Raw genomic sequence first — 16,863 nt, forward strand, 5'->3', positions numbered from 1 at the left:
TCTTGTATCTACGCCATTTTTATTATGACCCCTAATATTTTTGTGACCACAGTTGATTTTCCAACCAAATTGCCGATATTTAATACTGATTGATAAAAAAAAATGCCAACATACGCCTTATTGCAGACAAGAGGCGTAGCGATGGAAGCCAAGGAGTTATTCAGTGTCGGTATTGACATCGGCACCACCACCACACAAGTGATCTTTTCGCGTCTGTCACTGGTGAACCGTGCAGCGGTATCACAAGTGCCACGCTACGAGTTTGTTCGCCGCGAGATCATCTGGCAAAGCCCAGTGTTATTTACCCCCGTAGACTTCGCCGGACAATTGCGTGAAGACGAACTGTTCAGTCTGATCCAGGCACAATATCAGGCCGCAAACATCGCGCCGGAAAGTGTCGATTCCGGCGCGGTTATCATTACCGGCGAAACCGCGAAAACATGCAATGCACGCCCTGCGATTATGACGCTGGCACAAAAATTAGGGGATTTTGTTGTCGCAACAGCAGGGCCACATCTGGAATCAATGATTGCCGGTTTGGGCTCCGGCGCTCAAGCTCTTTCACAGCAGAAAATGGCCAGAGTGCTCAACATTGACATCGGCGGCGGCACAGCCAACTACGCGCTATTCGATGCCGGGCGACTTATCGCCTCCGCTTGCTTAAATGTCGGCGGCCGTTTATTGGAAACCGATCCTCAAGGGAACGTTTTACGCGCACATCCGCCCGGAGTACGCATCGTTGATTCACTGTTTGGCGAAAATACCGATATTCAACATCTGACAGCCACGCAATTACAGCAAATTGCTATGCGGATGTCGCAATTGCTGTGGGAAGTCGTTACCGGACAACTTACGCCACTGGCTCAACAATTATTGATGACCGAGCCGCTGCCAAACTGTGATGAACTAAATTGTGATGAACTCTACGCAGTCACCCTCTCCGGCGGGGTAGGAGAATGTTATCGTGAAGCATCGGAGCATGACCTATTCCGTTTTCACGATTTAGGGCCATTGCTGGCACAAGCTATCCATCGTGATAATGATTTCGCCAAACTGCCGCTGCAAATGCCAAAACAAACCGTGCGCGCTACCGTCATTGGCGCCGGCGCTCATACATTATCGTTATCCGGCAGCACTATCTGGCTTGATGCACTATCGCTACCCCTGCGCAATATTCCCGTCGTCCATCCCGACACAGAAGCCACTGAATCACTGGCAGAAGCCTGGCAACAAGCACTGACACAAATGGACCTGCATGCTGAGCAGGATCTATATGCATTGGCCCTGCCCGATGCCCTGCCAGTGAATTATGCCGCCGTGCAGACATGCATTACCGCTTTACAGAACTTTGCCGCACGCTATCCCTCTTCTCACCCGCTGCTCATCGTTGCAGGCCAAGACTTTGGTAAGGCATTGGGTATGCTGTTACATCCTCTGATGGGAGAACGGCCGCTGGCGGTTATTGATGAAGTGATCACCCGCACCGGGGATTATATCGACATTGGCACGCCACTATTTAATGGCACTGTGGTTCCCGTCACTATCAAATCACTGGCTTTTCCTTCCTGAGAGAGCGTAAACATGAAATTGAAAACGCAGCTTTTTGGTAAGACCTATCAGTTTAAAGATGTCAAACAGGTGCTGGCAATGGCGAACGAATTGCGTTCCGGGGATGTGCTAGCCGGGGTAGCGGCCGAAAGTTCCCAACAACGCGTAGCGGCTAAACATGTCCTCTCGGAAATGACGATTGCGGATATTCGCATGAATCCGATCATTCCTTATGAAGAGGATTGCGTGACTCGCATTATTCAGGATGACATTAACGAAATTGCCTACGCCGGTATAAAAAACTGGAGCATTGGTGAACTACGCGAATACATACTCAGCGATGATACCCGCGTGGATGATATCGCCTTTCTGCGTAAAGGAATCAGTTCCGAAGTCGTTGCCGCCGTGGCAAAAATCAGCTCCAATGCGGATCTGATCTATGGCGCGAAAAAAATGCCGGTGATCAAAAAAGCCAACACCACCATTGGGACGCCGGGAACATTCAGCGCCCGGCTGCAACCTAACGATACCCGCGACGATGTACAAAGCATTTTGGCCCAAATTTACGAAGGACTATCGTTTGGCGTGGGTGATGCAGTTATCGGCGTCAACCCGGTAACCGACGATGTAGAAAACCTCACCCGTGTACTAGATACCCTCTATGAGGTAATCGACAAATTTTCCATCCCAACACAGGGCTGTGTCTTAGCTCATGTCACGACCCAGATAGAAGCCATTAAGCGTGGTGCACCGGGCGGTTTGATTTTCCAAAGTATTTGCGGTAGTGAAAAAGGGCTAAAAGAGTTTGGCGTAGAATTGGCTATGTTAGATGAAGCACGTGCCGTTGGCGCGGAATATTGCCGTCTTGCTGGCGATAACTGCCTCTATCTTGAAACCGGACAAGGCTCTGCTCTCTCCGCCGGTGCTCACTTTGGCGCTGATCAAGTGACAATGGAGGCACGAAACTACGGTTTAGCACGCCACTATGACCCATTTCTGGTCAATACCGTTGTCGGTTTCATCGGGCCGGAATACCTCTACAATGATCGCCAGATTATCCGTGCCGGATTAGAAGATCACTTTATGGGAAAACTCAGCGGTGTCTCAATGGGATGTGACTGCTGCTATACCAACCACGCAGATTCCGATCAAAACCAGAATGAAAACCTGATGATCCTGCTGGCAACCGCAGGATGTAATTTCATCATGGGCATGCCGCTCGGTGATGACATTATGCTCAACTACCAGACATCGGCTTTCCATGATACCGCCACTATCCGCCATCTGCTCAATCTGCGCCCATCACCCGAGTTTGAACGCTGGCTGGAACAGATGGGGCTGATGGCAAATGGCCGCTTAACATCACGGGCGGGCGATGCATCGTTCTTTTTCTGATTCTTTGCTGAGATAAATCATCATGAACCAAAAAACAATTGAAAAGAATGTAAGCGAGCGGGTATCTAATCTGAAACCCCATGCATCCCCTGAAATCACTAACGAAATTGAAAGCTGTATGCCGGATTTAGGCTCCTTAGAAGCCAAACAGTGGATCGGTGTCCAAAACCCGAACCGGATAGAAGTCTTACAGGAATTACGCCGCAGCACGGTGGCGAGAGTCGGTACCGGCCGCAGTGGTCCACGCCCACGTACTCAGGCATTACTGCGTTTTCAGGCTGATCACTCCCGTTCTAAAGATACGGTGTTAAAAGAGGTCCCGACTGAATGGATAGAGAAACAAGGATTGCTAGAAGTGCAATCTCAAGTCAGCGACAAAAATCTCTATCTGACTCGCCCGGATTTAGGGCGAAAACTCAGTGCGAATGCGGTAGAAACTTTACTGACACAGTGTAAAACAGCGCCCGATGTACAAGTTGTTATCTCCGATGGCCTGTCTACTGATGCCATTACCACCAACTACGAAGATCTTGTGCCACCTCTGTTAAAAGGGTTGGAACAAGCAGGAATGTGCATCGGTACGCCGTTTTTTGTACGCTATGGTCGCGTTAAAATCGAAGATCAAATTGGCGAGTTACTCAAAGCTAAGGTAGTTGTCTTATTGATTGGAGAACGCCCCGGATTAGGGCAATCGGAAAGTCTTTCCTGCTATGCTGTTTACCAACCAACTGTAGAAAAAACGGTTGAAGCTGACCGCACTTGTATTTCTAATATTCATCGTGGCGGCACGCCCCCAATCGAAGCCGCGGCAATTATTGTCGATTTAGCTAAAAACATGCTGGAACAGCAAGCTTCCGGCATTGCTCTTAGTCGTTGATGGAAGGGTATATACCCCTTTTACCTCGTTAAGAAAATCATCAATATAAAGATAAAAAATAGGATGGCAGGCCAGAACCTGCCCCCTGATTTATTAATCATAGCCCGACAATAAATGCGATATAACTTCAAGTTCTACATTTTGAACATAGTTACTCATGTTGGTGAATACAATTTTATAGTAATTAACAATATTAGGAGGTGATGCAAGTATTTCAGTCTTACCGGGGGAAATATCAACATAGCTATACATATTATAATTCCCTAGTGGACCAGCCCAAAAATTTACAGCCCTAATATATGCCACGCTATTGTTTTTTATAATTGCGTCAGAGAAATCAGTGGGGAATATTGCATTACCCTTACTATAAAATTCAAATGGCTCGTTAGAATTCATATATACCATTTTTGTTGGCATTCCATATTTTTTCCACAAAGAGTCCATTACAAATTCAATTTCTGCATTTTCGGTATTGCTAAGATTGGAGACTACAACTTTATAGCGGTAAAAAAGGTCACTTGGTCCTACGAATATTTTAAGTTCGCTAGGATAAACATCAACATGACTATACTGCTGATAATCTCCAATCAAACCAGCCCAGTAATTGATAGCCCTAATTGGTACCATACTCTTGTTTTTTATAATTGCCGTTGGGGCAACACTTGGTATTACAATATCGCTATTACTATAAATCTCAACGGTTCCAAGAGGAGCTATAGAGATAGTTTTTTTCAATGACATTATTTTTTTCCTTATTATTTCTGTTGTTTAGTAATATATATAATAGGTAGTTTTACCTGTAAAATTTAACTTAACACTTCCCACGAACAGTTAAATATTGAAATTTGTCAGTGAAGTAAAAGGAATACGATAAACAAATTTATCGTATATAATTTTTCATTCAATCATGTAATAGCCAAAATCAGATACTGTTTTTTCCTCATTATCTATTCTGATAACATTTTTTTCTCTCATTTCTATTACAATGGCAGTACCATACTACTGAGTACAACAAATTTTCTAAAAACAGATCTAAAGAAAGCATTTATTAGGTATATACCCTATGGATTTCAAGATGCATCGCGACGGCAAGGGAACGAATCCCCGGGAGCATAGAGAACTATGTGACCGGGGTGAGTGAGTGCAGCCAACAAAGAGGCAACTTGAAAGATGACGGGTATAATAAGATAATAATTATGTTATACTAATTCATTATATCAACAAAATATTATGAGATTGAATAGATGGATTTGGAAAAATTAAGAAAATTAACCCTCAGTAGTGGATTCACATTTAAAGAACTTCTTATGCTGCAAAGAACCTTTAAAAATCTTGACGATGATGAAAGAAGATATGTAATAAAGTATTATACAAAAAGCGATAACATTTACAACGTTATAATAGTGCTTGCTGAAGATGCCGGCGATCCCGTGTTGTTTTTCTCTCTCATGTATGTAGGTTGCATAATAATGGAGATTTTCCTCTATGACGAAAATTCAATATCCTATTTATCATTAATATCGATCATTTATATCATTTTAACAATAATATGCATATGCTATAAATCTTTTTATCACCGCTATCGTTATAATTTTTTCACATGCATAAAATTAGTTATTTTCTATATTCGTCTCAAAATAAAAGAAAACTTCAAACAGTTATAAAGAATAAGTATTTTACGGTAAGCAATTTATAGAGTTAGAAAAATGAGTTTAAAGAAATGAATTTAATTGATTTAAGAAAATTAATATTAAATAGTGGATTCACCCTAAAAGAATTGCTTAGGATAAAGAGAAACTTTATTATTCTACACAAGGATGACCCTGATATTTATGATAAATATCAAAGCAAAACAGATTGTTTTTGTCATTATCTACTATTTATAGCTGAAGAAGTTGCTGCACCATTAATAATGTTAACCTCAGTTTGTTTATTTATAATATCAGGTATGCTTTTCAGTGAAAAGGAATATAGTATTTCATTAATGTCATTCATTTACTTACTCTTTTTTAGCTCGTTCTCGATTTATTATAGTCTTTCCGTTAGCTGTAATCCTGTCACAGGATTAAAATTAGCAATATTCTATATTCGTTTTAAAATAAAAAACAAATTAAATCGTTGAATTAACCAATAAAACATGATAAAAATAACTAATTATAAAACCAAATAAAACCGAGTATGAATAAATGAACCTAATTGACTTAAGAAAGCTAATATTAAATAATGGATTCACCTTAAAAGAATTACTTAAGATAAAGAGAAGCTTTCTTGTCCTGCATAAAGATGCCCCACACATTTATAATAAATATCAAAGCAAAACAGATTGTTTTTGTCATTATCTACTATTTATAGCTGAAGAAATCGCCATACCATTACTATATTTAACCCCAGTTTATTTATTTATAATAACAGGCATGTTTTTCAGCGAAAAAACATATAGCATTTCATTGATGTCATTTATTTACTTATTCTTTGCCATTTCTGCTTTTATTTACTATAGCTTCTCCGTTAGCTGTAATTTAATCACAGGTTCAAAATTGTTAATTTTCTATATTCGTTTTAAAATAAAAAAACAAATTAAATCCTTGAGTTAACCAATAAAACATGATAAAAACAACTAATTATAAAACCAAATAAAATCGAGCATGAATAAATGAACCTAATTGACTTAAGAAAATTAATATTAAATAGTGGATTCAGCTTAAAAGAATTACTTAAGATAAAGCGAAACTTTATTATCTTATATAAAGACGAACCTGATATTTATGATAAATACCAGAGCAAAACAGATTGTTTTTGTCAGTATCTATTACTTATAGCTGACGAAATAGCCATACCTTTAATATATTTAACCACAATTTATTTATTTATGATATTAGGTATGTTTTTCAGTGATATGGCATATGGAGTGCCATTAATGTTTTCAATTTACTTATTCTTTGCGATCTCTGCTTTTATTTATTACAGCTTCTCCGTTAGCTGTAATTTAATTACAGGTTCAAAATTGTTAATTTTCTATATTCGTTTTAAAATAAAAAATAAATTTCAATCGTCATGAAGTTTATTTATGTCATCTATCAAAAGTTTGACTTTATATCCACTACTTAATACTTGAATGGTTAACATAGGCTTTGGTGTTAGCTGCCATTTTCTGGCAAGATCCGAATTAATATATCTGAACAATTTCCCTGTCCCCGGCTTGACAGAATAGCCTCCTGATATATTATTCTTGGATTTAACCGGTTTAAGCTTGAGCACTCCATAAGTCCCATATAAACTTGCTACGAGATCAACTGAACTATAAGCAACATCAGCTACATCATCACCATAACCTAAAGCATGAGAGGCATATCGATAACCTTTCCTAACCAAACCTATTTTTTGATTCTCATAAAGGATCGGACTAATAGCCTCATAAAAATTACTACCTCCATGAGCAACTAGCACAGCACCCATTAATTGAACCCTTTTAGATCTTACAATTCTCCCTGAATTAATTACAGCAATACCAGCAGCTGTTTGAGCAATACCAGCAACAACCCCACCGCCTATTTTTGCGTATTTAACTACGCCCTGATCTTCAAATATATCGGTTACAATATATTTGGTATAATCCTTACGCCTTAAAGCCTGATATTCTTTTTCCGTTATTTCATATTCATCTTTTACTGCATAAATCAATCTCTTTTTTTCATTTACATCAAATGTATTTTTAAATTCACGTGTTTTTATATTAACAAAGTCATCAACTTCTTTTAAATATGACATTCTCAATTGGCTATCTTCTATAAAAAAGCTAGCAGCCAAGTGTGCTTTACGCTTCAATGACGAAGCGTAATTATTTAAATCATAAGAAAGATGAGATATCCCTTTCATAAAATCCTCAGTAAACGTTGTCTTCCCATATGCTATATGCACTGGTGCCGGACATAATATGTTCCCACGTTATTGATTTATACATCAAAGATAAACTCTCCTGTGGCTGACATTCATTATGCGTAGATGAGTTTGGATAAAAGCCATTCAATGCACAGATATATGCACCAGTGAGTTTTATTTTATAATAGAGCTCTAAACCACCTTTAGTGGATGTTCTATAAAAATAAAAAATACATTGTAGCGATTCTTTATTCGTTATAGCCAATCCCAGCAGAGGAGAAGATTTATCTATTGGCTTTCTTATCTCAACCGGCTGATGGTTAACATGTTGACCTCTGGTTATATTGGAAGTCAATTCATAAACAAATATATGGTCTTCATGACCAAGCTGACATGTGTTACCAATAGAATCAACCGTTGAACATCCTTGTGATATCAAACCTTGCTTATCACCCTTAATTTCCAAATAGATTATATTCGCCATAGAAAGCCATTTTTCAGTAATATTCAAAGCATGAATATATATTATATTGATAAGAAATATAATATAAGTATTGATTCTATTTTAGAAGAATGTGATAAATCTCATGGCAATAAAAATTTCGTTAACCATTTTGTGTTAGGAATAGAATTCAACTACTGTAAATATTCTACTTAAATTAACCTTGAAACCCAAAACAACTACGTATGATGGAAGTCATTGGCAAGAAAATATTACGAGATATATTTACCTGAAATACTTAAAGTTATTATTCAAGAATAAAAAAATCAAAAAGAGCGAAATTCAGTATCAACTAAAATAGAGGATGGCAGGTTAAAACCTGCCTCCTGCTTAGTTTGGTAAATAGTGAAACTCTTAAAATATGCTCCATGAAAGTTCAACTACCAATTCCAAAACTGCGATGTCACTTCAATTTCCGTGTTGTAAATAGGACTAAGATTGGTGACTATAATTTTATAGAAATAAACAGCGTTAACAGGTGCGAGAAGCGTTTTCGTCTCACCGGGGTAAACATCAATATAGTTATATTGATTATAATCTCCAATCGGAGGAGCCCAGTAATTTATCACCCTAATGGGTGCCGGGCCATTGTTTTTTATAATTGCCTCAGGATAGCCATTGGGAAATATTATATTTCCGTGCTTAAAGATTTCAAAAGATTGATTAGGGTTTATATATATAATTTTCGATGACATTTTATTTTTTCCTTATTATAGCTGTTATTTGTTGGCATATATAATCAGGTGATTTTACCTATCAAATTTAACTTAACACTTTCCATGAACAGTTAAATATTGAAATTTATCAGTGAAGTAAAGGAAAGGAAAGGAAATACGATATACCTGTTATCCTTCAAGTTGCCTCTTTGTTGGCTGCATTCGCTCCCTTGCCGCCGCGATGCATCTTGAAATCCATAGGGTATATACGAATTCACCGTATACGAGATTTCACTCAACAGAACGGGAGAGTTTCATATTTGCCAGCAATCAATATGGGTTATCAAATTATCCTGACAACTAAAATGGCAACACAATATTACTTTCAGCAAGTAGCCCCATATTGTTATACATCGCACAAGCCGCATCCACCAGATGCATAGCCAACGCAGCGCCACTCCCCTCCCCTAAACGCATGTCCAAATGCAAATAAGGCGCTAATTGCAGGTGTTGCAACGCAATAATTGAGCCTTTCTCTGCCGATAAATGCGAAGGGATCAGGTAATGACGCACATCGGGTGCAATTCGACAAGCGGCCAGCGCCGCCGCATAAGAAGGAAAACCATCCAGAATCACTGGCAGCCCGACAGAGGCAGCACCAAGCATTACGCCCGCCATACCCACCAAATCATAACCACCAACCTTTGCCAATACATCAATGCTATCTCTGGCATCAGGCCGATTAATTTCAATCGCTTGTCGCACAACCGCCACTTTATGATGCAGGCGTTCACTTGGGAAATTAGCCCCAATGCCGACAATCTGTTGTGGATCGTTGTCCGTAAAGACGCTGACCACAGCCGCCGCCGGTGTGGTATTCGCCATACCCAATTCGCCCACACCAAACAGTTGCACGCCATTTGTAATCTGTTCCAGCGTTAAACATGCGCTTGCCAATAACAAATCTTCGGCTTGCTGGCGGCTCATTGCCGGCCCTTGAGCAATGTTGCCACTGCCACGCTCCACCTTCATGTTCACTAATCCCGGCACAGGATCACTGTCAATGCCCACATCCACAACTTTTACATCAGCACCCGCATTTTCCGCCAACACGCAAACACCGGTAATCCCTTTCATCATATTCTGTGCATGAATAGCCGTTGCTGATTTGGGCGATATAGTCACGCCTTCGTCATAAACCCCATGATCAGCGACCATCACAATAATCTGCTTACGATCAATATGATGACCCGATAATCCCCGCATGCCAGCTAGCTGAATCGCCAGATGTTCCAGACGCCCGAAGCTACCTGTTGGTTTAACCAGCCCATTCAATCGAGTAGCGGTACGCGCCATCGCAACGTTATCCAACGGCACAATCGCATTAATGATCGATGAAAGTGTTTGCATGATGTTATTTCCGTGTCTCAAGCTGCCAGTCAGTCCGGTTATTAAATGTTCGCAAGGTAGTAAATCCATGTTGGATTTCCACGACACTGTATGTTCCTTGTTCAAAATGAAAGTGCCACATAGCAGCAGGCGGTATAGCCAACAGACGCGCCAGTAACAAGCCCAATACTCCCTGATGAGCAACCAGCAACAGATTATCCTGACTTTCTGGTGTCAACAGTTGCTGAACCACGTTCTCTATCCTGGCCGCAAATGCTGAGAAAGTTTCACCGCCAGTCGGGGATGCCTGTTGCCAATCGGCTAACCAAGCAGCCCAAGCTTCTGCGTCTTCATGTTGCAAATCACGGTGATGGCGCATTTCCCATGCGCCGAAATGCATCTCATTGAGTTGTGTATCAATATTAGCTGATAACGAATGACCGGCCAGAATAATCTCCGCAGTATGACGCGCCCGCCGTAACGCGCTGCTTATCGCTTGCGAAAATGTTACTGCCGATAGATAACGGGCAACTTGCCGAGCCTGATTTATCCCCGTTTCAGTCAGCTCCACATCCGTCATACCACAGAAAACACCACTCAGATTCGCTTCCGTCTGACCGTGCCGAACCAAAAATAGTCGCATTGTTGTTACTCTATCTCAGATGTGTTTAAGAGCTGTTAATTCAAAAACACGTAGATTCAGACTCGTCTTTTAGCATGTTACCCCCATTCATCATAAAATGACTTGCGAATGTGTGTCGTAGTACATATCTCGCCAGCCTTTTTGCTAGCTTGGGAATCATTGATTTAATACCGTTTTGGGTAGCGATTACCCAACGTTCATACTGTTGCGCTTCGGACTTTGTGCCGAAGCACTTACGAATATGCTTGCCCTTACGGGCGAACAATTCATATAAGATATATTACTCATCATGAGATTCCTTCTCTTGCTGACTCAACCAATGAAGCACAGATCTGACTTCATGAGTGGTAATATAGCCACAATTATCACAGCTGAGTTTATAATAATAATTAGCATCACTGTCGGTAGGTTGTTCTGGTGCGTGTCTGAAAAAAGTAACAAATGTTTTGCTAACCGATTGCCCATGAAGCAAGTCAGCAACCGCAGCTTTGCTTGTCTCAGCAATAACTTGCTCACCAACACTGTGGCACATCGGGCATATTCGAGTTACTTTCTTCGCGTCCAAGAACTTGAAGAAAGTATCAGCATTTATTGTTTCCAACTTCTTAATAAGTTTGTTTTTGTCTTTCATTTAATCACTATTATAAATGTTTTCGTTTAATGAGTTTCTTAACTTATAAACAAAGGGGAACTCACTCCCTTGCCGCCGCAATACATCTTGAAATCCATAGGGTATAAGTTTTTCCGCATAACCGTTTGACAAGACTCCCACAGGAGATCATCCTCATGTTGAAACCTCCGCCTGGAGACCTTAAAGTACGACGAAATCCAGATAAGGACTTGGGAAGAATAAACTATGCCAGCTAAAAGACCTAAACCTATTGTTATAAAAATGCCCGATTGCCCTGTTGTTTTCTGCCTGCCATACCACCCAACGCTAACGCTTTCAGCATATGCGGAGTTTACAGATCAAACGGTCAGAACCTCCAACAACAAGCCAATGAGCAAAGATTGATACTGACAAAAAAGAAGAAAAAAGAAGAAAGGCAGAGAACGTGAAGTAAATATGGTTTTATTATTCCTCTTGGATTTCACAGGAAACTTTATGGATACCAGAACAGCAGAACCTACCACTGTAGGTGAAATGTTGGCTGAAGAGTTTTTGAAACCCTTGAAAATAACTCAACAACAGTTGGCGAATGCGATGGGTGTTTCTCGCAAGGTTATCGGCCAAATTGTGAATAATTCCCGGCGCCTATCCGTTGCAGAAGCCACGCAATTAGCCGGTTTATTTGAAACGGATGAGGATTTTTGGATTAACCTTCAAGCAGCGCATGATCGCTGGGAAAGTCGCCAGATTTCCGCCCGTAAGCAATATGCACCTATTACAGTTATTCTTTCAGCCAGCACTTAGCGAGAATAGGGGTTGGGTATTTTGCCAGGAAATGACTCACAATAGCGCCAGTAAAAATACCAACTCCCCGACTTCCACTGATGCACCAAGGGTATCACCGGTCTGACCGCCTAAACGGCGGTGCAGATACATTGCCAGCAACCCGATAACCAACAGCGTAATCGCCAATGCCAACACACCAGACCAGCGTATCAATAGAGCAATCAATATTGCCCCACCTAACAATGTCAACAGTGCCTGATAACCGTTAACCCGACCGATATAGAGATTCCCCAAGCCACTCCCTTCACGAGCACAACGCTGGCGGTACATTAATAAGATAATCGCACTCCTGCCGGCAACAGATGCCGCAGTCAAAGCCATTAGCATAGAAGCGCCACGCAGAGATAATTCGCTCACCACCAGCACTTTCGCCAAAATAAGCAAGATCAACGCCAACCCACCATTTGTTCCCAAACGGCTATCACGCATAATCTCTAGCATTCTTTCCCGCTTACGGGCAGAAAATACACCATCACAGGTATCCGCTAAACCATCAAGATGAAGAGCCCCGGTTAACAGCGCCAGCGCTAATACGTAACCCAGTGCCGCCAAGGGCGCGCCACTCCAGGGAGCCAGCAAGGTAAAAACCGCCGACGCCAGCACACCGACGATTAATCCAACCAGTGGGAAACTCGCTATACCTCGCACGTACTGATCGATTTCCACTCCCTGTGTCCAGCGCGATGGTACCGGAATGCGGGTCATAAATTGTAAGGTGGCAAGAAACAAACGCAGGCTCATTTAATTTTTACCTCAATTCCCGATACCATCAAAAATACTTCACTGGCAGCCGCCGCCAGCCGCTGGTTGACCCTGCCGGCAATGTCGCGGAAATGGCGGGCCAGACGGTTCTCCGGCACAATACCCATTCCCAATTCGTTAGTAACCAGATATATCGGGGAAGTCATGCGGGCACAAGCCGCTAACAGATCGCTAATTTGTTGCTGAATCCCCACCTCTAATACAGCAAAGTCCATTTGTTCAGGTGGCGTCTCTCCCGCTTGCTCAAATAATAGGTTGGTAATTAAGGTGGTGATACATTCCAAGATAATCGCTTCTCCCGGTCGGGTTTGCGTCGTGATAACTGCACCGAGATCGCGATAACCTTCCCATGTACGCCAATGAGCCGGCCGATTTTCGCGGTGCAGTTGTATACGTTCGGCCATTTCACTGTCTGTCACGACGGCAGTCGCAATATATAACACCTGTTCACTCGCTTGTGCCACCAGTCTCTCTGCCAGCACACTTTTACCACTTCGAACCCCGCCAGTGATTAAGATCACGGAACCGAACCTTGTCGATGAGTTTTCATACATTGATAAATCCGTTCTATATCCAGATGTTCGCGCATGGCTTTCGCCAGGAGATCAAACTGAGTCTGTTTGTAGTGGGTATAATCCAGTATTTCCCCTTGATAAGCCGCCAATCCTTTGCGCTGACGCAAAGCGTTAAGCAGAGCTCGGGTAAAATTAGCGCTATCAAATAAGCCATGAATATAACTGCCCATCACACTGCCTTCTCGATTAACCGCACCATCACACCAACCACCAGATTGGCCGTTACGCTCGGTAATATCGATAAACGGAGTTGCATCCGCTCCCAGTAATGAGCTGCCCATATGAATTTCATAACCACGAATAGGCTGCTCAACGCACTCTGACAGCAAACCGGGTAATGCTAACAAGCAGTTACCGTTTACCCTAGTCGTTACTTTTTCATGAGCAAAGCGGGTTTCCATATCCAACAATCCGAGACCATCCATCTGTTCAATACCCGACTCCACCCCATCAATGATCCGTTTCCCCAGCATTTGATAACCACCGCAGATACCGATAACAGGAACACCAGCCTGATGTGCCGTTAACAAGGCATCCGCTAACCCGTTCTGTCTCAGCCATTGCAAATCTCCCAATGTGTTTTTGCTACCGGGCAAGATGATCAAATCCGACGGCTGCAACGCGGATGGTTGAGTCACATAACGCAAGCGAACATCCGGTTGCACCGCCAGCGCATTAAAGTCAGTAAAATTAGCAATATGAGGCAAACGAATCACGGTAATATCCAGCGCCTTTTCTGTCGCGCCATCATATTTGCCCGTTTGTAGCGCTACGCCGTCTTCATCTTCCAGATCAATATCCAACCAAGGCATGACGCCCAATACAGGCACGCCAGTTAAAGCTTCAATCTGTTCAATACCCGGCTGGAGCAGGCTGATATCACCTCGGAATTTATTGATGATCACCCCTTTTACCCGCGCTTTCTCCGCCGGGCGTAGCAGTGCCAATGTGCCATAAATGGCCGCAAATACGCCGCCGCGATCAATATCCGCGACCAACAGCACAGGGGCATCAACCATCTCCGCCATCCCCATATTGACAATATCTCGATCTCGCAGATTGATCTCCGCCGGACTGCCAGCCCCTTCCAGCACAATGACGTCATATTCACTCGCCAGACTGTGAAAAACTTCGCAAATTTGCTGCTGTAAACTGGGCTTATACTGGTGATACTCCACCGCATTCATGCTACAAGCCACTTTTCCCATTAACACCACTTGCGCTTTACGCTCGCTGGTGGGTTTAAGCAATACTGGATTCATCCGTACATCCGGTTCAATACCCGCTGCCTCTGCTTGAAAAATCTGCGCCCTTCCCATCTCTTCACCGTTAATAGTGATACCAGAATTCAGCGCCATATTCTGTGATTTAAACGGTGCGCAGCGATAACCATCTTGAACAAAGATACGGCACAATCCCGCAACCAGTACACTTTTTCCAACATCAGATGCCGTACCCTGCAACATTAAAGACAAGCCCATCATGCTATCTCCTTCAATTATTGGTGTAGCAGAGCAAAAAGCTGCTCCTCAGTTTTATAGAGCAGCGATCTTAGTTCGCAATCACGCCTTACCTGATGGAAAGGGTTGACCCGGCGATCAATGTATCCAATTTGTCAATATTCGCCACCATTGCCAACCCAATGAATATTTTTGCTACCATACCAGCACTTATTTCTCAGTATGCCATTGTTTATTCACTAAAATAGTGGAGAAATAAGGTAATTTTTGATCAGCGTCCACCTGATCCAAACGGCACCAGCACTGCTCACTTGGCAATGTCGCATCCGCCATCAATAAAGCATGTTCAAACAGATTCAGGCGTGCCAACAATGTACTCACGGCGGCAAAACGGCTATAGACTTTCATCAGCACCACGCAATCATGCGTTTGCAATGCCTGCTCCAGCTCAGCTTCTGGTGCAGTACAAGACATTATCGCCATTGATTGCTGTTCCATCGCCAGAGGTAATACGCTACGCGCGGCAATCGCGGCAAAAGAGGTGATACCCGGGACAATTTCCAGCCACTCTTGCCGACCAATTCGCGCCAGCAAAAAGACCCAAGTACTGAATAACATGGCATCACCAAGGGTGATAAAACCCACTTGCCGCCCTTTGGCTACTTCATCTTGCAGTTGTTGCGCCACTTCATCCCATACCACCTGTTTCTCGTCGCCATTACTGTTCATCGGAAAATGGCAGGTACGAATTTCCGTGTGGGGTAACAGGTATTCACGCACAATGGAAAGCGCCAGACTATCCCCCCCTTTACGCCCAGCAGGTGCATAAAGCACATCAAGGCGAGCAAGTATTCGCGCTGCACGTACGGTAACTAAATCACTGGCTCCCGGACCGACACCTATCGCATAAAGTTTTCCATTCATCACACCACCTCCTGTTGTTCTGCCTGTAATGCGTCCGCCAGATGTTGAACGAACATTTCGCGGATCAGCGGATTTTCACCTAGCCCCTGTAACCAAGATTGGGTTTTTATCCCAACAGCTTCCAGTTGAGAACGCCACGAATCCGGCTCGTCCGATGCCATATCGTTAATCGCATGATCACCGGCCACCAGCATTAGCGGCATTAAATGCACTTTACGTATCGCCTGCCGCCGCAAGCGGATGATGATATGGTCGATTTCCGGGTAGCTCTCCACCGCGCCAACCAATGCCGGGAAATTATGTGAATTCATCAGGTGATCAAGACACGCGTAGGCAGAAAAGGCATGGTGACTGGCACCGTGTCCCATAAACACCACCCGCTCATCCTCGGCTAACGGCGGCATCTGACTTTTCAGGGCAATAAGCAGTTGTTGATAATCGGCAAAACTGTTAAGCAGCGGCGTACCCACCACTAAACGTTGGAAATGATCACTAAAGGTACGCACTTCACTGACAATCTTTTCATATTCGTCACCGTTGATGACATGGAGGGATTGAATAGCCACATCCTGATACCCCTCATTGACCAAACGCTCCAACGCCTGACGTGGGTTATCCACCTGTAAACCATCACGTTTTTTTAATTTACGGATGATCATCTCTGAGGTGAATGCACGATACAGATCGCGATCACGGTAAGCTGCGGCCAATTGTTGTTCACAGACATCAATATTCTTTTGTCGGGTTTGATGATAGCTGGTACCAAAGCTGATGATTAATAGTGCTTTTTTCATTTT

18 protein-coding genes are annotated in these 16,863 nt (G+C 42.7%); 6 read left to right on the forward strand and 12 right to left on the reverse strand.

All coding sequences use genetic code 11. The annotated features are described in order from the left end of the window. The first annotated feature begins 141 nt into the window (after positions 1 to 141). From eutA to eutC, 3 genes are all read left to right on the forward strand, one after another. Positions 142 to 1,569 (forward strand): ethanolamine ammonia-lyase reactivating factor EutA, encoded by a 1,428-nt coding sequence (gene eutA, locus PluTT01m_RS15300; protein ID WP_011147188.1) that lies wholly within the window; start codon positions 142 to 144, stop codon positions 1,567 to 1,569. Between the two features lie 12 nt (positions 1,570 to 1,581). Then, a complete protein-coding gene (locus PluTT01m_RS15305; RefSeq protein ID WP_011147189.1) occupies positions 1,582 to 2,943 on the forward strand; it encodes an ethanolamine ammonia-lyase subunit EutB in 1,362 nt (453 codons plus the stop codon). Positions 2,944 to 3,061: 118 nt separating this feature from the next. Further along, positions 3,062 to 3,820 (forward strand): ethanolamine ammonia-lyase subunit EutC, encoded by a 759-nt coding sequence (eutC, locus tag PluTT01m_RS15310; RefSeq protein ID WP_369931607.1) that lies wholly within the window; start codon positions 3,062 to 3,064, stop codon positions 3,818 to 3,820. 93 nt (positions 3,821 to 3,913) lie between these two features. Here the strand turns inward: eutC and PluTT01m_RS15315 are convergent, their stop codons facing one another. Continuing rightward, positions 3,914 to 4,561, reverse strand: coding sequence for a hypothetical protein (locus PluTT01m_RS15315; RefSeq protein ID WP_011147191.1), 648 nt, complete (start codon positions 4,559 to 4,561; stop codon positions 3,914 to 3,916). Between the two features lie 979 nt (positions 4,562 to 5,540). Between PluTT01m_RS15315 and PluTT01m_RS15325 the strand changes: the two genes are divergently transcribed. Together PluTT01m_RS15325 and PluTT01m_RS28265 are read left to right on the forward strand one after the other, a co-directional pair. Beyond that, a complete protein-coding gene (locus PluTT01m_RS15325) occupies positions 5,541 to 5,942 on the forward strand; it encodes a hypothetical protein (RefSeq protein ID WP_011147193.1) in 402 nt (133 codons plus the stop codon). 531 nt (positions 5,943 to 6,473) lie between these two features. Then, entirely contained in the window at positions 6,474 to 6,878 is a 405-nt protein-coding gene (locus tag PluTT01m_RS28265; RefSeq protein WP_011147195.1) for a hypothetical protein, read from the forward strand. Here PluTT01m_RS28265 and PluTT01m_RS15340 read toward each other — a convergent pair. The 6 genes from PluTT01m_RS15340 to PluTT01m_RS15370 all read right to left on the reverse strand — a co-directional run bounded on the left by PluTT01m_RS15340 (position 6,866) and on the right by PluTT01m_RS15370 (position 11,520). Next, entirely contained in the window at positions 6,866 to 7,696 is an 831-nt protein-coding gene (locus PluTT01m_RS15340) for a DUF4225 domain-containing protein (protein WP_011147196.1), read from the reverse strand. The two genes, PluTT01m_RS28265 and PluTT01m_RS15340, sit on opposite strands and share 13 nt — an antisense overlap. A gap of 7 nt (positions 7,697 to 7,703) precedes the next feature. Further along, positions 7,704 to 8,183: an Hcp family type VI secretion system effector gene (locus PluTT01m_RS15345; RefSeq protein WP_011147197.1), complete on the reverse strand. Its 480-nt coding sequence runs from the start codon at positions 8,181 to 8,183 to the stop codon at positions 7,704 to 7,706. 398 nt (positions 8,184 to 8,581) lie between these two features. Continuing rightward, positions 8,582 to 8,896, reverse strand: coding sequence for a hypothetical protein (locus tag PluTT01m_RS15350; RefSeq protein WP_011147198.1), 315 nt, complete (start codon positions 8,894 to 8,896; stop codon positions 8,582 to 8,584). 321 nt (positions 8,897 to 9,217) lie between these two features. After that, positions 9,218 to 10,267: a nicotinate-nucleotide--dimethylbenzimidazole phosphoribosyltransferase gene (cobT, locus tag PluTT01m_RS15355; protein ID WP_011147199.1), complete on the reverse strand. Its 1,050-nt coding sequence runs from the start codon at positions 10,265 to 10,267 to the stop codon at positions 9,218 to 9,220. A 4-nt stretch (positions 10,268 to 10,271) separates the two neighbouring features. Beyond that, positions 10,272 to 10,889 (reverse strand): adenosylcobalamin/alpha-ribazole phosphatase, encoded by a 618-nt coding sequence (locus PluTT01m_RS15360; RefSeq protein ID WP_011147200.1) that lies wholly within the window; start codon positions 10,887 to 10,889, stop codon positions 10,272 to 10,274. 280 nt (positions 10,890 to 11,169) lie between these two features. Beyond that, entirely contained in the window at positions 11,170 to 11,520 is a 351-nt protein-coding gene (locus PluTT01m_RS15370; RefSeq protein ID WP_011147202.1) for a hypothetical protein, read from the reverse strand. A 474-nt stretch (positions 11,521 to 11,994) separates the two neighbouring features. Between PluTT01m_RS15370 and PluTT01m_RS15375 the strand changes: the two genes are divergently transcribed. After that, entirely contained in the window at positions 11,995 to 12,303 is a 309-nt protein-coding gene (locus PluTT01m_RS15375; RefSeq protein ID WP_011147203.1) for a HigA family addiction module antitoxin, read from the forward strand. Between the two features lie 36 nt (positions 12,304 to 12,339). Here the strand turns inward: PluTT01m_RS15375 and cobS are convergent, their stop codons facing one another. The 5 genes from cobS to cbiK all read right to left on the reverse strand — a co-directional run bounded on the left by cobS (position 12,340) and on the right by cbiK (position 16,860). Then, positions 12,340 to 13,086 carry an adenosylcobinamide-GDP ribazoletransferase gene (gene cobS / locus PluTT01m_RS15380; protein WP_011147204.1) on the reverse strand — a complete coding sequence of 249 codons (747 nt, stop codon included), beginning with the start codon at positions 13,084 to 13,086 and terminating at the stop codon, positions 12,340 to 12,342. Further along, a complete protein-coding gene (cobU, locus tag PluTT01m_RS15385) occupies positions 13,083 to 13,628 on the reverse strand; it encodes a bifunctional adenosylcobinamide kinase/adenosylcobinamide-phosphate guanylyltransferase (RefSeq protein WP_011147205.1) in 546 nt (181 codons plus the stop codon). The genes cobS and cobU overlap by 4 nt, the downstream gene beginning before the upstream one ends. Further along, positions 13,625 to 15,163, reverse strand: a complete 1,539-nt coding sequence (locus PluTT01m_RS15390) for a cobyric acid synthase (RefSeq protein WP_011147206.1) — start codon at positions 15,161 to 15,163, stop codon at positions 13,625 to 13,627. The genes cobU and PluTT01m_RS15390 overlap by 4 nt, the downstream gene beginning before the upstream one ends. Positions 15,164 to 15,352: 189 nt before the next feature. Next, a complete protein-coding gene (locus PluTT01m_RS15395; protein WP_011147207.1) occupies positions 15,353 to 16,066 on the reverse strand; it encodes a cobalt-factor II C(20)-methyltransferase in 714 nt (237 codons plus the stop codon). After that, complete coding sequence (gene cbiK, locus PluTT01m_RS15400) at positions 16,066 to 16,860, reverse strand: sirohydrochlorin cobaltochelatase (RefSeq protein WP_011147208.1); 795 nt, start codon at positions 16,858 to 16,860, stop codon at positions 16,066 to 16,068. Before cbiK ends, PluTT01m_RS15395 begins: the two co-directional genes overlap by 1 nt. Positions 16,861 to 16,863 lie beyond the last annotated feature (3 nt).

This window comes from Photorhabdus laumondii subsp. laumondii (assembly GCF_003343245.1).
GTDB classification, from domain to species: domain Bacteria; phylum Pseudomonadota; class Gammaproteobacteria; order Enterobacterales; family Enterobacteriaceae; genus Photorhabdus; species Photorhabdus laumondii.

Coding starts and splice junctions, on each gene's coding strand:
- PluTT01m_RS15305 (WP_011147189.1), top strand. CDS start 1,582: ATGAAATTGAAAACGCAGCTTTTTGGTAAGACCTATCAGTTTAAAGAT.
- PluTT01m_RS15350 (WP_011147198.1), bottom strand. CDS start 8,896: ATGTCATCGAAAATTATATATATAAACCCTAATCAATCTTTTGAAATC.
- PluTT01m_RS28265 (WP_011147195.1), top strand. CDS start 6,474: ATGAACCTAATTGACTTAAGAAAATTAATATTAAATAGTGGATTCAGC.
- cbiK (WP_011147208.1), bottom strand. CDS start 16,860: ATGAAAAAAGCACTATTAATCATCAGCTTTGGTACCAGCTATCATCAA.
- PluTT01m_RS15345 (WP_011147197.1), bottom strand. CDS start 8,183: ATGGCGAATATAATCTATTTGGAAATTAAGGGTGATAAGCAAGGTTTG.
- cobT (WP_011147199.1), bottom strand. CDS start 10,267: ATGCAAACACTTTCATCGATCATTAATGCGATTGTGCCGTTGGATAAC.
- eutC (WP_369931607.1), top strand. CDS start 3,062: ATGCCGGATTTAGGCTCCTTAGAAGCCAAACAGTGGATCGGTGTCCAA.
- PluTT01m_RS15370 (WP_011147202.1), bottom strand. CDS start 11,520: ATGAAAGACAAAAACAAACTTATTAAGAAGTTGGAAACAATAAATGCT.
- PluTT01m_RS15360 (WP_011147200.1), bottom strand. CDS start 10,889: ATGCGACTATTTTTGGTTCGGCACGGTCAGACGGAAGCGAATCTGAGT.
- PluTT01m_RS15340 (WP_011147196.1), bottom strand. CDS start 7,696: ATGAAAGGGATATCTCATCTTTCTTATGATTTAAATAATTACGCTTCG.
- eutA (WP_011147188.1), top strand. CDS start 142: ATGGAAGCCAAGGAGTTATTCAGTGTCGGTATTGACATCGGCACCACC.
- PluTT01m_RS15375 (WP_011147203.1), top strand. CDS start 11,995: ATGGATACCAGAACAGCAGAACCTACCACTGTAGGTGAAATGTTGGCT.
- PluTT01m_RS15325 (WP_011147193.1), top strand. CDS start 5,541: ATGAATTTAATTGATTTAAGAAAATTAATATTAAATAGTGGATTCACC.
- PluTT01m_RS15395 (WP_011147207.1), bottom strand. CDS start 16,066: ATGAATGGAAAACTTTATGCGATAGGTGTCGGTCCGGGAGCCAGTGAT.
- PluTT01m_RS15390 (WP_011147206.1), bottom strand. CDS start 15,163: ATGGGCTTGTCTTTAATGTTGCAGGGTACGGCATCTGATGTTGGAAAA.
- cobS (WP_011147204.1), bottom strand. CDS start 13,086: ATGAGCCTGCGTTTGTTTCTTGCCACCTTACAATTTATGACCCGCATT.
- PluTT01m_RS15315 (WP_011147191.1), bottom strand. CDS start 4,561: ATGTCATTGAAAAAAACTATCTCTATAGCTCCTCTTGGAACCGTTGAG.